Source organism: Pedobacter panaciterrae (assembly GCF_013204795.1).
Classification (GTDB): Bacteria; Bacteroidota; Bacteroidia; order Sphingobacteriales; family Sphingobacteriaceae; genus Pedobacter; species Pedobacter panaciterrae.
Window position 1 is genome coordinate 256,118 of record NZ_JABMKW010000008.1, and the last position, 14,938, is coordinate 271,055.

Genomic DNA, 14,938 nt, shown 5'->3' on the forward strand with positions numbered 1-14,938 from the left:
GCTTAAATTAATTATAATCTTAAAAAGATGAATTGGAATAGACGAGATTTTTTGAAGAATACAAGCGCAGCAACTTTAGCTGCTATGGCTGCTGGCATTCCTCTTACCAATTTGCTGTCCTCGTGCAATTCAAAAAGTAACCATGCAACTGCAGATACTGTTATTTTATTATGGATGGCAGGAGGGATGGCTCACACCGATACTTTTGATCCAAAGAAATATACGCCCTTTTCCAAAGGCATGCAGGCTAATAGTGTATTGAGCACCTTTAAATCTGTACCTACCATTTTAGATGGGATTAATTTTTCTGAAGGATTGCAATCTATCGGAAATGTAATGGATAAAGGAACATTGATCCGATCGTATGTAGCTGCAGATATGGGACATATATTACATTCGCGCCATCAATATCATTGGCATACCTGCTATAAACCCCCGCAATCCGTTTCGGCCCCTCATCTTGGGTCTTGGATCGCAAAAGAGTTAGGCCCATTAAATCCGGTAATTCCTGCTTTTATAGATATAGGACAACGGTTTACCCTTGGTGAGGCAGAAGAACTGAAAGCTTTTCATACTGCGGGGTTTTTAGGTAATGAATTTGGTCCGTTTCTAATACCCGACCCTTCTGCCGGATTAGAAAGTGTGCAGCCACCAGTTGGCATGTCCTCAAGCAGATTTGAAAAACGAAACAAACTGTATTATGATCTCATCAGTAAAAGTCCAATGGGTGAATATGGCAGTGATTATCAAAAGGAATCCTTAAAAAGATCCATGGAGCAAGCGTATATCCTCTTAAAATCTCCCGAGGCCAAAGCTTTTGACCTGAGCCAGGAGCCCAAAGAAATATATGATATCTACAATACAGGAAAGTTTGGACTAGGCTGCCTTATGGCTCGTCGACTTACAGAGCAAGGTGCCCGTTTTATTAGTGTAACTACCGAATATGAGCCATTTAAAGGCTGGGATACCCACGACAATGGTTATACTCGCCTGATAGATATGAAGAAGCAAATAGACGGCCCCGTAGCGCAGTTAATTAAAGATTTAGAGAAGAGCGGACGATTAGATAGAACCCTGGTTATTTTAGCAAGCGAATTTAGCAGAGACATGATGGTTGAAGGGCGTCCTGATGCAAAAGTACAGGAGCAGGTAGAGCAGCCTGATATTATACAGGATATAAAAAACTACGGTATGCACCGTCATTTTACAGATGGCTGTTCAATGCTAATGTTTGGTGGAGGTATAAAAAAGGGAAGCGTATATGGCAAAACAGCAGACGAAAGACCATGTAAAACGATAGAAAATCCTATAGTTATAGATCAAATCCATCAAAGCATTTATCATGCGCTTGGCATTGCTCCAGATACTAATTATTTAGTCGAAAAAAGGCCGTTTTATACTACGCCCGACGGGTTAGGTAAGCCCGTAATGGATCTGTTTTCCTGAAATTCATCGGTTCAGAAGTTAACCGAATAAAAAACGCCCTGTTTGTTTATTGCAAACAGGGCGTTTTTCTATTATTTTGTTAAAATGAAAAGTCGTCGTTTTGAACCCTTGTTCCTGCACCTTCGTGGTTCTCAGAGTATTCATAACGTTTTTCTACCACTTCCTGATGACTTTTAATATAATCAACAGTTTCATTTAATCCTTCAGCAAATTTCTCGAAATCCTCTTTGTATAAAAAGATTTTGTGTTTTACAAAAACACCATCTTCCAGTCTTTTTTTACTTTCGGTTAAGGTTAAGTAGTAATCTCCTGATCTTGTTGCTTTTACGTCGAAAAAATAAGTTCTTTTACCAGCTCTTACTTTCTTTGAAAAAACCTCTTCTCTCTCTTTGTTGTCAAATTCTCCCATGGTTGCTATAGCTCTTGGTTTTGGTTCGGGTAAATATAAAGGAATAATTACTAAAGTTCAAAATAGAAATTACACAGATTGACTTTCTTCTTCAAGTAATTGGTTCTGATACATTTCTGCATATGCGCCACCTTTTTGCAATAACTCGTTATGAGTACCCTGCTCAATGATTTGACCATCATCAAGAACCAGAATTTTATCAGCATTTTTTATAGTAGAAATCCGGTGAGCAATAAGAATACTTGTCTTGTCATTCATTATTCTACCTAAATTATTCAGGATCTCTTCTTCGGTTCTTGTATCGACAGCCGAAAGGCAGTCGTCAAATATGAGGATCTTCGGTTCTTTGATCAGTGCACGGGCTATGGAAACGCGTTGTTTCTGTCCGCCAGACAAGGTGATTCCTCTTTCACCAAGCATAGTCTCAAATTTAAGCTCAAAATCGATAATGTTGTGATAAACGGCAGCATTCTTTGCAGCTGTTTCAACTTCTTGGTCATTAACCGTATCAAGACCAAAAGCGATGTTATTTTTAATTGTATCAGAAAATAAAAACACTTCCTGAGGTACAAAACCTATCTGGTTGCGATAATCTTGCAAATTAAGGTCTTTTAAGCCCTTGTCGTCAATTATTATCTTACCGCCGTCCACATCATACATCCGCATCAATAAATTAGCCAGCGTTGATTTTCCAGAGCCTGTTCGGCCAATAATTGCTACGAACTGTCCTTGTTCAATTTCAAAGCTTACATTTTTTAAGGCTTCTATGCCGGTATCTGGATAAGTGAAACTTACATTCTCAAATCTGATATTTCCATTTATTACTCTTTTTTCCTGCGTATTAGAATTAATATCGGGCTTAAGCTGTAAAAATTCATTAATTCTTTTTTGCGATGCGGAAGCCCTCTGGATAAGAGTAGTTACCCAGCCAAGCATGGAAACAGGGAAGGTTAACTGGTTAACATATACAATAAACTCTGCAATGTTTCCTGCAGTTATGGAACCATTGATCACTTGCTTTCCGCCAACATAAATAGTAAGGATAGTACTTAAACCCACAAGCAGAAGCATGGTAGGATAAAATAGCGCCTGCACTTTAACAAGGCTCATCGCGCTGTTCTTATAACCTTCACTTTCGGCCGCAAACACTTTTTTTGTATGTGTTTCACGAACATATGATTTTATGACCCTTATACCCGAAAATCTTTCCTGTACAAAACTAGATAGATTGGAAAGCTGCTCCTGAATGAGTTCACTTTTCCGATTGATCATTGTATTCACAAAATAAATTATGATAACCAATGCCGGCAGTGGCAACAAACAAAAGATAGCCAGTGTGGCGTTAACAGAGAACATGGCATAAATGACCAGCAAAAAGAGAACACCCGTATTTATGGCGTACATAATTGCCGGCCCAACATACATCCTTACTCTGTTTACATCTTCAGTAGCCCGGTTCATCAGGTCGCCTGTATTGTTTCTGCGATAAAAACCCAGACTTAGTTCCTGATAGTGTGCATAAATCTCGTTTTTCATATCATATTCAATGTGCCTGGACATGAGTATGATCGTTTGGCGCATAAAAAATAGAAACAGTCCCCTTAGCAGGTAAAGCACCAAAACAAGTGCGCCAAAGTACAGCAAACTATAAGAGAAAATATCGTAAATAACCTCTCGGCGCTCAAATCCGTAAAACAAACCATAAATCTGGATGTTCTCCGTAATTAAATTGAACGCATGGCCAATAACCTGAGCCGGGATTACACCAAAAATATTTGATATAATCACGAAGAAAACTCCTGGAATAATCCACCATTTATATTTATAAAAGTACTTGTTTAAAAACCGGAGGTGTTTCATGAGGAGGTAAAGTTAGCCAAATGAAGATAAATTTTTTAAAGACTTTAGTTAAAACAATGTAAATAATGTTTTTTTGACTAGTTTTGCGGCTTATCTGATAAACAAAATTATATGTCTGGTAATAGTTCTATCGTAAATTCAGTTTTAGATCAAATTGGTGCCTCTGGGCATAAAAAGGTTGTTTATTGTAATGATCCCGATACCGGTTTAAAAGCGATTATTGCTATTCATGATACTACATTGGGCCCTGCAATAGGAGGTACAAGAATGTGGAATTATGCTACCGAAGCTGAAGCACTTGAAGATGTGCTCAGATTATCAAGGGCAATGACATATAAAGCGGCTATCACCGGCCTTAATTTAGGGGGCGGTAATGCTGTAATCATTGGTGATTCTTATAAAGGAAAATCAGAAGCCATGATGCGCAGCTATGGCCGGTTCATCAAAAATCTAAACGGAGAATTTATTACTGCTGAAGATGTTGGTACCAATACAAGAGATATGGAATATATCCAAATGGAAACCAAACATGTTACAGGAGTTCCTGAGTCATTAGGAGGAGCAGGTAATCCGGCACCAACTACAGCAAAAGGGGTTTTCCTGGGTATTAAAGCCTGTGTTAAAGAGGTTTTTGGTACTGATATGCTTGCTGGTCGTTCAGTTGTGGTACAAGGTATAGGTAACGTTGGAGAGCACTTGGTTGAGTTACTAAGAGCAGAAAATGTAGAGGTTTACATTAGTGATATTAATGAAGATCGTTTGCAACATGTAGCACGTACCTATAAGGCCAAACCAATTTCTGCAGATAAAATTTTTGGATTAAATGCCGATATTTATGCTCCATGTGCGCTTGGGGCTACGGTAAATTCTAAAACCATTGAAAAAATGAAGTTTGCTATTATTGCGGGTTCTGCTAACAACCAATTAGCTGATGAACAATTGCATGGTAAGCTTCTGTTAGATAAAGGAATTTTATTTGCTCCTGATTATCTGATCAATGCCGGTGGTTTAATCAGTTGTTACTCTGAGCTTACAGGATATGGTAAAAAACGTACAATGCAGCTTACAGAGAACATTTACAATGCTACACGCGATGTAATTAAAATGTCTAAAAAGGATAATATTCCAACAATATGGGCAGCTAACCGCATTGCAGAACAAAGAATAATAGATATAAAGAAAATAAAATCATCATTTTAATAAACAGGTAATTTACCACTCGTTCTTACATTCATGTTAAACAGAAGGCACTTAAGAATTAAAGCTTTGCAAAATATATTTGCTTGGCACATGACAGACAAAAGAGATTTAGCTTCAGCAAAAAAGGCTCTTATGCACAGTATTGATAATGTATATGAAATGTACATATGGATGCTTTCACTTTTAGTAGAGGTTACGGAATATACCGGTGTTGATGCAACAGAACGTGCTAACAAGCACCTGCCTACTGCAGAAGATCTTAATCCGAACTTAAAATTGCAAAACAATAAATTTGCAGTTACTTTAAAGAACAATCCGGACTTCGTTGCTGCTGTAAATAAATACAAAATCAACTGGATGGCGGATCCTGAATTTGTAAAAGCAATTTTTAACTCTTTGAAAGTTACTCCGGAATACACTGCTTATTTAGCAGATGAAGTAAATGATCTGGAAGAATCTAAAACCATTATCAAATACATTTTTAGAAAAATTATTCTTAAAAGCCACAATATTATACAGGCATTTGAAGATAAATTTATCAATTGGTCTGTTGACAAAGAGGTAATGCAGGGAATGGTTGCTAAAACCATCAAAAATTTTACATCAGAAGACGCATTTGCAAACAAACTTACGCCGATCAGTCAGGATTGGGACGAGGATAGCAAATTTGTTGAAGATTTATTTATCTATACCCTCAGGAATGATAAAGATTATCAGGCGCTTATTGCAGAACGTACAAAAAACTGGGAGTCTGAGCGTATTGCCTTAATGGATACAATATTGATGAAGATGGCAATTTGTGAACTGCTAAATTTCCCCTCAATACCTGTTAAGGTAACTATAAATGAATATCTGGATTTATCAAAAGATTACAGTACACCGAAAAGTAATTCATTTATTAACGGTATCTTGGATAAAATTATGGGCGATCTTAAAAGAACCAACAGTATTAAGAAAATTGGTCGCGGACTTATAGAAGAATAAAAATTTATGAAGAAAATTTTGTTACTGGCAGCAGTTGCGTTAACGTTAGCATCGTGCCAATCAAAAACTGACAAAAATGTTGATGCAGCTTCAACTGTTACAGACACTGCTGCAATTACAGCAAGCGCCGACTCTGCTAAAGCGGAGGCAATCCGTCATACCGACGGACCAGTATTAACTTTTGAAACTAATAATTATTACTTCGGTAAAATAGAGAAAGGTGAAAAAGTCTCTTATAGTTTCAAATTCCGGAATACGGGCAAAATGCCGTTAATAATTACAGATGCTATTGCAACTTGTGGCTGTACCGTTCCTGAAATACCAAAGGCGCCAATTAAACCGGGACAAGCCGGAGAGCTTAACGTTGTATTTAACAGTGCAGGTAAAACAGGCAGACAAGATAAAATAGTTTCAGTTAAATCTAACGCACTAAATAGTGCAATTGAACTACACTTAACAGGAGAAATTAAAGAATAATTAATTTATATAACAATAGTATGATATCAACAATAATATTGCAGGCAGCTGGTGGTAGTAGCATGTTAAGTACTTTAGTACCAATGGTATTAATCATGGTAGTATTTTATTTTTTCATGATCAGACCACAAGTTAAAAAAGCCAAAGACCATAAAAAATTGGTTGAAGATTTGAAAAAAGGAGATAAAATAGTTACTACTGCTGGCATACATGGTAGAATTGTAGACATGAACGATACTACCTTCCTTATCGAAGTTGAAGGTGGTACAAAAATCCGTTTTGATAAAACTGCAATCTCTTTAGACGCAACAAAAGCAGCGGCTCCTAAAGCTGCAGAAGCTCCAAAGGCATAATTTGATGGTCATCATCCTGATTTATTCAGGATCTCGCACCTGTATAATGGCTTTACTCTTGAGTGGTCCTGAAATAAATTCAGAGTTACGAGGAGTATAAAATAAAAGGTCTGTACCAACAAGGTGCAGACCTTTTATTATGCATGTGGTCTTACTAATAGATTATTCGTATTTTTACAGCGATGCCCTTTATAAAACTCACAAAAATAGAGCGGAAGCGATTCCTCGTTTTAGTCACCTGTTTGCTTCTTGCAGTAGCAGCGTGGTTGTTAATGGCGTTAAACAATAAGTACGTTTATACTGCTAAAACCGTATTGGTTTATAAGAATTTCCCTCAAAAACGTGCCTTTCATGCACTTCAGTCAGATACTGTTGATTTGCAGGTTGAGGGGACAGGCTGGCAATTATTATTTGCACGCTTAAGGGTTAAACCCCAGTCAATAGCCATCAATCTGGAAAAATTAAATAATCGCAATTTCATTCTTTTTTCTGAGCAATTGTTTAATGTCAACAGGCAGCTGGAAACTTCGCAAAAGATAATTTCCGTAAAACCGGATACACTTTATTTTGACTTTTCTGAAAGAACCGTTAAAAGAGTGCCAGTAAAATTGGTGTCTAATTTTAGTTTTGCAAAGCAATACGGTATTTCAGAAGATATTGAGATCATCCCTAAATATGTGACCTTATCCGGACCGGAAGAAGAGCTTAAAAAAATTAAAGATTGGCCAACCGATTCTTTAAAGTTTACAGATGCTCAAAATACAACTGTTTCAAGAATTGCTATGACGCAGAATAAGATGAAGAATGTAAGTATTTTTCCCACAAGTGCAGAGGTAAAGGTACCTATTGATGAGTTCACAGAAAAAACAATTGATCTGTCGCTGAGAATCATAAATAATAAAGATTATTACAACATTAAACTATACCCGAAGAAGGTTAAAATCACTTTTTTGGTCGCTTTGTCAAAATACCAGCAGATCAATGAGAACTTTATAGATGCTGTTGTAGATTTGGATGAATGGAGAGATTTAAAACACAATCAGCTAAGAGTTAAAATAACCCGCTTTCCGGATTATTGTAAATTGGTGAATATTGTTCCCGAGAAGATTGATTTTATAATTGAGAAATAATGTTAAAAGTAGGGATTACAGGAGGAATTGGTAGCGGGAAGACTACTATTTGCAAAATTTTTGAAACGTTGGGTGTCTCCGTATTCTATGCCGATACCGTAGCTAAAGAAATTATGGTAAATGATGCCATTCTAATCCAGGGTGTTAAAGATACCTTTGGCAAAGAAAGCTATCTGCCTGGAGATATATTAAATAATAAGCATATCGCTGGTATCGTATTTAACGACGCCGGGGAGCTGGCCAAGTTAAACGCATTAGTTCACCCTGCAGTTTTTAGAGCATTCGATAACTGGGTTAATCAATTGCCCGAAAAGGTTCCTTATATACTTAAAGAAGCTGCTTTATTGTTTGAAAGTGGTTCTTACAGAATGTGTGATAAGAACATTCTCGTTACTGCACCATTGGAACTCAAATTAGATCGCGTAATGAAACGCGATAGAGTAACTGCCGATCAGGTAAAAGCCAGAATGGACAAGCAGTTTACCGACGAAAAGAAAATACAGATGGCTGATTACCTGATAAACAACAACGAAACAGATTCCCTTATTAATCAGGTAATGGGTCTCCATCAGCTGTTTCTCAATACCAAACCTTAATGATATTAGAAGATTTTATAGAGATCGATAAGACCGGTCTGTTTTGCAGGTATGGTAATTTTTATCTGGATCCAAAAGAAGCAGTTAAAAATGCAGTCATTTCGCATGCCCATGGCGATCATGCAGTTGGAGGTAACCACAATGTGTACTGTACAATGGCAACCTCTTTATTTATGCATCATAGATACAAGAAATTTGCAGGTGGAGAATTCTACATCATGGAGTATCATCAAACTTTTGATGTGAATGGGGTTAAAGTAAGTTTTATTCCGGCAGGACATATTTTAGGCTCTGCTATGGTGCTAATGGAGTATGAAGGAGTAAAGTATCTTTATACTGGCGATTATAAGCTCCAACCAGATAAAACCTGCGAACCGGTAGAATTTGTAGAAGCAGATGTCTTGATAACTGAAACCACATTTGCTGATCCGGAAACACAACACCCGATTGCCGAGGAAGAAATAATTAAGCTGAGCTCAACTACCAGTAATATTATGCTTGGTGCATATGCCTTAGGTAAATGCCAGCGTTTGATCAGCTTGATGAATGATTACTGTACAGAAAAAAGGATACTTGTTCACTATAGTATGTTACCTTTTGTGAAAATATATGAGCAAATGGGAGTAAATTTAGGGAAGTATGAGATCTATGACCGTAAAGTAATGAAGAACAATCATACAAACATGGTTTATATGGTTCCGCCAATGGTTTTTAAGAGCTATTTTAAGGCAATTAATGTGATCAGGATATTTGCAACAGGCTGGAAACACCTTCAAAGTAGCCATGAAATTCAATTGTACATATCAGATCATGCCGATTGGAATGATATAATTTTAACGATAGAAAAGGTAAAACCTAAACAAGTTTGGACTAATCATGGTAATGGATACCATTTAAAGAAACATTACGAAAAAAGTTTGGTAGTGAAATTGCTTAACTGATGAAAGAAGGTGTAGATTATTACTTCAATGAAAATGGCTTTATGGTTTTTACAGAAGCTTATCACTTAAAACGTGGTTATTGCTGTAAAAATAAGTGTAAACATTGTCCATGGGGATTTGGAAAGCAAAAAATAAAAGCTACACCACCAAACAAATAAAGAACGAAAAGATGCAGTTGCAGAAAGAAACGCTTACCACAAAATTTGAGAGCATCCATCACCAGGCCATTGTAAATGTGTGGCATACCAGTAATTGGTGTACCGAGAAACTAAAGCAAACGATCCTGCCTTTTGAGGTTACTACTCAGCAATTTAATATTTTAAGAATTTTGCGCGGACAAAATCCTAGTCCGGCTACCATAAATCTTCTGAAATCAAGAATGCTCGATAAAATGAGTGATACTTCAAGAATAGTGGATAGACTGGTGCAAAAAGGACTTGTTATAAAAGAGTCAAATGCTGTAGATAAACGAGCTGTTGATATTAGAATAAGCGACAAAGGCCTGGAATTGCTTGAACTGATGGATCAGGAGGTTAGTCTTTCAGTACTGATCTCATCAAATTTAACCGAACAGGAAGCCACTACACTAAATGATTTACTTGATAAAATGAGAGGCTAATATATGCTTAATGCGAATGGCTAGAGCTGAAATACCCAATTAGTGCAATCGCTATGCCGCACAGTACGGCAATCATTTTACGTTTTGATACCTTGTGATCTACGCTCGACTCGAATAATATGGTAGTAGAAATATGCAAGAATATACCGATTACAATTCCCATAATTCTGTTGAAATAATTCTCAATACCACCAATAGTTCCATTGCTAAGCCCATAGCTTACGTAAAACCCAAAGGGGGCCATTATGGCAAAAATCCCAATGTAAATGAGTATGTTACTCTTTTTAAATTGATTTTGCATTAAAATACTGGCTAATGCAAAGGCAGCTGGGATGTGATGAAGTGAAATTCCAAATATCAAAGCATTATGCTGATCTTTTGCCAAAGGCATTCCCTCAAGAAAAGCATGAAGACAAAGACTAATCATAATTCCGTATGGAAATACTTGTGTCTCATGGTGTTTGTGGATGTGACCATGCTCTACGCCTTCAGAAAATTGCTCTAAAAATATCTGTAATAAGAAACCTATAAGAATAAATATTCCAATTTCCTGCGGGTCAGAACCACTGTATGCATCTGGAATTAAATGTAAAACAGTTATCGCAAATAAATAGGCACCACTAAAAGAGAGAATCAGTTTTAAAAGCTGGGACTTGTCGCTTTTAACTAAAAAAATAGCAGAACCTCCCAAAAATGCACTAAGAAATAGAATTAATACCTTCCAGATTTCCATTATAACTGTGGTTGTAATTTTTTATAAATTTTCGATGTCAATAAGCCTATAAGCGTACCAAGTATTGCGCCCACCATGGTGTCAATAGGGTAGTGAACACCTACATAAATCTGAGAGAACGAAATAATAAATGCCCAGAAAAGTCCAATTGGTAGCACTGGTTTCCATCTGTCGTAAAATACAAAGATAAGAAATACAGCTATTGCAAAATGATTTGTAGCATGCGCAGAAGGGAAGCTATAGCCACTTCCGCAAGGCACACGGTGAATGATATCATTAGCCAGTGTTATTTCATTACAAGGTCTTATTCTTGCTACTGCAGGTTTAATAAGCCTTGATGCAACCATATCACCAATAGCAAATGTAACAAGTAACATCCCAATGATGTACCAGCCTTTCTTTTTGTACTCAATAAATGAGAAAATAATGATGAACAAATATAATGGCGCCCAAAAATAACGATTGCGCATTAAAGGGAGCAGCCAATCAAAAAATGGATTAGCAAGGCCTCTATGGATCTTAAGAAAAAGTTCTACATCAAATTGTTGTAAACTTTCTATCATGCTTTTTTGCAAATTAGTATCAATCTGTCCGATTTGCTTTCATCAAAAGGATCTAATCCATAACTTCCAAAAGTAGCTGCTATCTTTAGTCCGCTTTTCTCAAACATACGTTCAAAATCTTGAAGAGTAAAAGCCTGCACACGTTCTTCGAAGGCATAAGGTTTATCTCTATGCTCGAAATTTATATGTTTAATAATTTTCCCCTCGGCTACAAATTTATGCAGGTGAAATTCAATACCTTCTACGGTTTTTATCTCTTGCTGGGTGAGATTTTTAAGGATCTTTTGCGTGTTAAAATAATCTATCACCAACGTCCCGTCTTCTTTTAAGCTTTTTCTGAACGCCTTCATTGCATTCACATGCTCCTTTTCCGTTTCAAAATAACCGAAACTGGTAAATAGGTTCATTGCAATGTCAAAATAGTTGATAAAAGAAAGCTTGCGCATATCATGAACAAAGAAATGAAGGTTCTTTTGTTCAAATTGCTGGGCATATTTAATACTTTGCTCTGATAAGTCAATTCCGGTTACATCATAACCTTTTTTATTAAGGTAAATTGAATGTCGACCTCTTCCGCAGGCGATGTCTAAAATTCTGGAATTTGCGGCTGGTTTCAGGTAAGCAGAAAGGTTATCAATTAAAAACTCTGCTTCGGCATCATTACGCTGACTATATAGTATGTGATAGAAAGGAGAGTTAAACCAATATTGGAACCATTTTCGCTGCATAGAGCCTGTATTTTGATGTTTTAGAAAAAAAACAAACTTAGATAAAATTGTTATCATAAAACAATTTTATCGCTACCTCCTCTACGAAAAATTTTAAATAGACAGCAAAGGAAATAAAGCATAATTTTACGAATGCATGGTGCTGAGTTAACCTGCTTTGCCTATTTTTTGTTATTTTTGGAAAAAAAATAATCAACAAATTGACACTAATAAAATCTATTTCTGGAATAAGGGGGACAATCGGTGGTATTGCCGGTAATGGTTTAACCCCAATCGATATTGTAAAATTCACTGCAGCCTATGGTTCATGGGTAATCAGCAAAACAAATAACAAAAGAATTGTTCTGGGCCGCGATGCCAGGATATCCGGCGAAATGGTAAATAACCTGGTTATCGGTACCCTGCAAGGTTTGGGTATTGAAGTAATCGACCTTGGTTTATCTACCACTCCAACTGTTGAAATTGCTGTTCCGATGGAAAATGCCGGTGGTGGTATAATTTTAACAGCGAGCCATAATCCAAAACAGTGGAATGCATTGAAACTCCTTAACGAGAAAGGTGAATTTATTAGTGATGCAGATGGAAAGGATGTTCTGGAAATTGCGGAGAAATCTGAGTTTGCATTTGCTGATGTTGATGATTTAGGTAAAGTGATAAGTAATGATACATATTTGCAAAAGCATATTGATGTTATTCTTGCGTTGCCATTAGTGGATGTTGAAGCAATAAAAGCTGCTAATTTTAAAATTGCAATTGATTGTGTTAACTCAACAGGAGGTATATTTGTACCAGCTTTGCTAAAAGCTTTAGGAGTTGAAACTGTTTATGAGTTGTATTGTGAACCTGACGGCCATTTTCCCCATAATCCGGAACCGCTTCCTGAAAACTTAACGGAGATTGCTAAAGTTGTACAGAGCAAAAATGCTGATCTTGGTATTGTTGTTGACCCTGACGTAGATCGTTTATGCTTTGTTTGCGAAGATGGATCTATGTTTGGCGAAGAATACACATTAGTAGCTGTAGCAGATTACATCCTTAAAAACACACCAGGTAATTCAGTATCTAACTTATCTTCTACAAGAGCGCTTAGAGATGTAACTGAAAATTCTGGCGGAACATATAATGCATCGGCAGTAGGTGAAGTTAACGTGGTTAACAAAATGAAAGCTACAAATGCTGTGATTGGCGGAGAAGGGAACGGAGGAATTATCTACCCTGAACTTCACTATGGTCGCGATGCTTTAGTTGGAATAGCTTTGTTCTTAACTCATCTGGCTAAATTTGGTAAGTCTATCTCTCTTTTACGCAAAAGCTACCCTGAGTATTACATCTCTAAAAATAAAATCACATTAACTCCTGAAATGGATATTGATGCCTTGTTGGTAAAGGTTCAGGAGAAATATAAAAATCAGCCAAACAGTACAATAGACGGATTAAAAATTGAGTTTGATAAGGAATGGGTACACCTTCGCAGATCAAACACAGAACCAATTATTCGTATCTATAGTGAAGCCGGATCTGAAACTGTAGCCGAAGGTTTAGCTACAAAAATAATCTCCGACATCAAAGAAATATTAAAATTGAGTTAGTAAAAAAAATGGAAAGAATTTATTTAGATAATGCTGCAACTACACCCCTGGATGCAGTAGTGATAGAGGAAATGGTTAAGGTGATGAATTCTTATTATGGTAATCCATCATCCATACACGCCCAGGGACGTGAGGTACGTACATTAATTGAAAAGGCCAGAAAAACTGTTTCCGGACTTTTAAATGCAACACCTGCAGAAATTTTCTTTACATCAGGAGGTACAGAGGCTGATAATACAGCCATTCGTTGCGGTATTGCTGCCTTTAATATAAAACATGCCATTACCTCTAAAATTGAGCACCATGCAGTAGAACACACGCTTAATATGCTTTTAGAGCAAGGTGTAATTGATAAGCTGAGTTTTGTTAATGTGGATGCAAAAGGCAATATCGACTATGACCATCTTGAAGAGCTGCTTAAAAACAATGAGCGTTCTTTTGTATCCCTAATGCATGCAAATAATGAATTGGGAACTTTAACAGATCTGGAAAGGGTAGGTGATATCTGCGAACAATATAATGCCATTTATCATTGTGATACAGTACAAACCATGGGGCATTATGTGCACGATGTAAGAAAGCTTAAAGCTCATTTTATTGTTTGTGCTGCCCATAAATTACATGGTCCAAAAGGTGTTGGCTTTCTATACGTTAACCATTCTATAAAAATCAGTCCGATGATTTTTGGAGGTGCACAGGAACGCAATATGCGTGGTGGAACAGAAAATGTTTATGGTATTGTAGGCCTGGCAAAGGCCTTGCAAATAGCATATGGAGAAATGGCGGAACATCAACAGCATATACAAGAATTGAAGACATATTTGAAGGATAGGTTAAGTAATGAAGTACCTGATCTCTTTTTTAACGGAGAGACTGAACCTGAAAAAAGCTTGTATACCGTTTTAAATGTTTCTTTCCCGGCAATGGACATGGCTGATATGCTTTTGTTTAACCTTGATATTAACGGTATTTCTGCATCAGGTGGAAGTGCGTGTTCATCAGGGTCCAATATCGGGTCTCACGTGCTTACCGGTATAGCTGCTGATCCTAACCGCCCATCGGTAAGGTTCTCGTTTAGCAAATACAATACAAAGGAAGAACTAGATTTTGTAGTTGAGAAAGTGAAACAGATTGTGAGTCAAAATGTGGCCGTATAGTTAACATTTTTAGTATAAATTATTAAAAGCCATCTTCAAAAGATGGCTTTTTTTCGTAACTCTGATCTTTTATTATTACTTTGTTACCATTATCAACTAGGGAATCTTCATTTTATTATGTTTATTTGTGTGCTAAATCGTTTAATTTTTTTA

17 protein-coding genes are annotated in these 14,938 nt (G+C 36.8%); 12 read left to right on the forward strand and 5 right to left on the reverse strand.

Going from position 1 to position 14,938, the window contains the following annotated elements:
- The first annotated feature begins 27 nt into the window (after positions 1-27).
- Positions 28-1,446 (forward strand): DUF1501 domain-containing protein, encoded by a 1,419-nt coding sequence (locus tag HQN86_RS03190; protein ID WP_172659588.1) that lies wholly within the window; start codon positions 28-30, stop codon positions 1,444-1,446.
- 79 nt (positions 1,447-1,525) lie between these two features.
- Here HQN86_RS03190 and HQN86_RS03195 read toward each other — a convergent pair whose 3' ends face one another.
- Complete coding sequence (locus HQN86_RS03195; protein WP_048906949.1) at positions 1,526-1,855, reverse strand: DUF3276 family protein; 330 nt, start codon at positions 1,853-1,855, stop codon at positions 1,526-1,528.
- A 69-nt stretch (positions 1,856-1,924) separates the two neighbouring features.
- Complete coding sequence (locus tag HQN86_RS03200) at positions 1,925-3,715, reverse strand: ABC transporter ATP-binding protein (RefSeq protein ID WP_172659589.1); 1,791 nt, start codon at positions 3,713-3,715, stop codon at positions 1,925-1,927.
- Positions 3,716-3,826: 111 nt separating this feature from the next.
- On the opposite strand from HQN86_RS03200, the gene HQN86_RS03205 reads away from it, so the two are divergent.
- From HQN86_RS03205 to HQN86_RS03245, 9 genes are all read left to right on the forward strand, one after another.
- On the forward strand, positions 3,827-4,915 hold the full coding sequence (locus HQN86_RS03205; RefSeq protein WP_048906948.1) for a Glu/Leu/Phe/Val family dehydrogenase: 1,089 nt from the start codon (positions 3,827-3,829) through the stop codon (positions 4,913-4,915).
- Between the two features lie 90 nt (positions 4,916-5,005).
- Positions 5,006-5,899 carry a transcription antitermination factor NusB gene (gene nusB, locus HQN86_RS03210; RefSeq protein WP_246269409.1) on the forward strand — a complete coding sequence of 298 codons (894 nt, stop codon included), beginning with the start codon at positions 5,006-5,008 and terminating at the stop codon, positions 5,897-5,899.
- 6 nt (positions 5,900-5,905) lie between these two features.
- Positions 5,906-6,376 (forward strand): DUF1573 domain-containing protein, encoded by a 471-nt coding sequence (locus HQN86_RS03215; RefSeq protein WP_172659591.1) that lies wholly within the window; start codon positions 5,906-5,908, stop codon positions 6,374-6,376.
- A gap of 20 nt (positions 6,377-6,396) precedes the next feature.
- Positions 6,397-6,729, forward strand: a complete 333-nt coding sequence (gene yajC / locus HQN86_RS03220) for a preprotein translocase subunit YajC (RefSeq protein WP_172659592.1) — start codon at positions 6,397-6,399, stop codon at positions 6,727-6,729.
- Between the two features lie 182 nt (positions 6,730-6,911).
- Positions 6,912-7,859 (forward strand): YbbR-like domain-containing protein, encoded by a 948-nt coding sequence (locus HQN86_RS03225; protein ID WP_172659593.1) that lies wholly within the window; start codon positions 6,912-6,914, stop codon positions 7,857-7,859.
- Positions 7,859-8,455, forward strand: coding sequence for a dephospho-CoA kinase (gene coaE / locus HQN86_RS03230; RefSeq protein WP_172659594.1), 597 nt, complete (start codon positions 7,859-7,861; stop codon positions 8,453-8,455). Before HQN86_RS03225 ends, coaE begins: the two co-directional genes overlap by 1 nt.
- Positions 8,455-9,396, forward strand: a complete 942-nt coding sequence (locus HQN86_RS03235) for an exonuclease (RefSeq protein WP_172659595.1) — start codon at positions 8,455-8,457, stop codon at positions 9,394-9,396. Before coaE ends, HQN86_RS03235 begins: the two co-directional genes overlap by 1 nt.
- Positions 9,396-9,554 (forward strand): DUF5522 domain-containing protein, encoded by a 159-nt coding sequence (locus HQN86_RS03240; RefSeq protein WP_172659596.1) that lies wholly within the window; start codon positions 9,396-9,398, stop codon positions 9,552-9,554. Before HQN86_RS03235 ends, HQN86_RS03240 begins: the two co-directional genes overlap by 1 nt.
- Positions 9,555-9,565: 11 nt before the next feature.
- Positions 9,566-10,015: a MarR family winged helix-turn-helix transcriptional regulator gene (locus HQN86_RS03245; protein ID WP_172659597.1), complete on the forward strand. Its 450-nt coding sequence runs from the start codon at positions 9,566-9,568 to the stop codon at positions 10,013-10,015.
- 7 nt (positions 10,016-10,022) lie between these two features.
- Here HQN86_RS03245 and HQN86_RS03250 read toward each other — a convergent pair whose 3' ends face one another.
- Genes HQN86_RS03250 through HQN86_RS03260 form a run of 3 tightly spaced genes read right to left on the reverse strand, consistent with a single transcriptional unit; the run spans position 10,023 to position 12,039 of the window.
- Positions 10,023-10,748 (reverse strand): ZIP family metal transporter, encoded by a 726-nt coding sequence (locus tag HQN86_RS03250; RefSeq protein ID WP_172659598.1) that lies wholly within the window; start codon positions 10,746-10,748, stop codon positions 10,023-10,025.
- Positions 10,748-11,311 (reverse strand): phosphatase PAP2 family protein, encoded by a 564-nt coding sequence (locus tag HQN86_RS03255; protein ID WP_172659599.1) that lies wholly within the window; start codon positions 11,309-11,311, stop codon positions 10,748-10,750. Before HQN86_RS03255 ends, HQN86_RS03250 begins: the two co-directional genes overlap by 1 nt.
- Positions 11,308-12,039, reverse strand: a complete 732-nt coding sequence (locus HQN86_RS03260) for a class I SAM-dependent methyltransferase (RefSeq protein WP_048906943.1) — start codon at positions 12,037-12,039, stop codon at positions 11,308-11,310. The genes HQN86_RS03255 and HQN86_RS03260 overlap by 4 nt, the downstream gene beginning before the upstream one ends.
- A 200-nt stretch (positions 12,040-12,239) precedes the next feature.
- Between HQN86_RS03260 and glmM the strand changes: the two genes are divergently transcribed.
- Together glmM and HQN86_RS03270 are read left to right on the forward strand one after the other, a co-directional pair.
- Complete coding sequence (gene glmM, locus HQN86_RS03265; protein WP_172659600.1) at positions 12,240-13,628, forward strand: phosphoglucosamine mutase; 1,389 nt, start codon at positions 12,240-12,242, stop codon at positions 13,626-13,628.
- Between the two features lie 8 nt (positions 13,629-13,636).
- Complete coding sequence (locus HQN86_RS03270) at positions 13,637-14,785, forward strand: cysteine desulfurase family protein (RefSeq protein ID WP_172659601.1); 1,149 nt, start codon at positions 13,637-13,639, stop codon at positions 14,783-14,785.
- Positions 14,786-14,938: the final 153 nt, after the last annotated feature.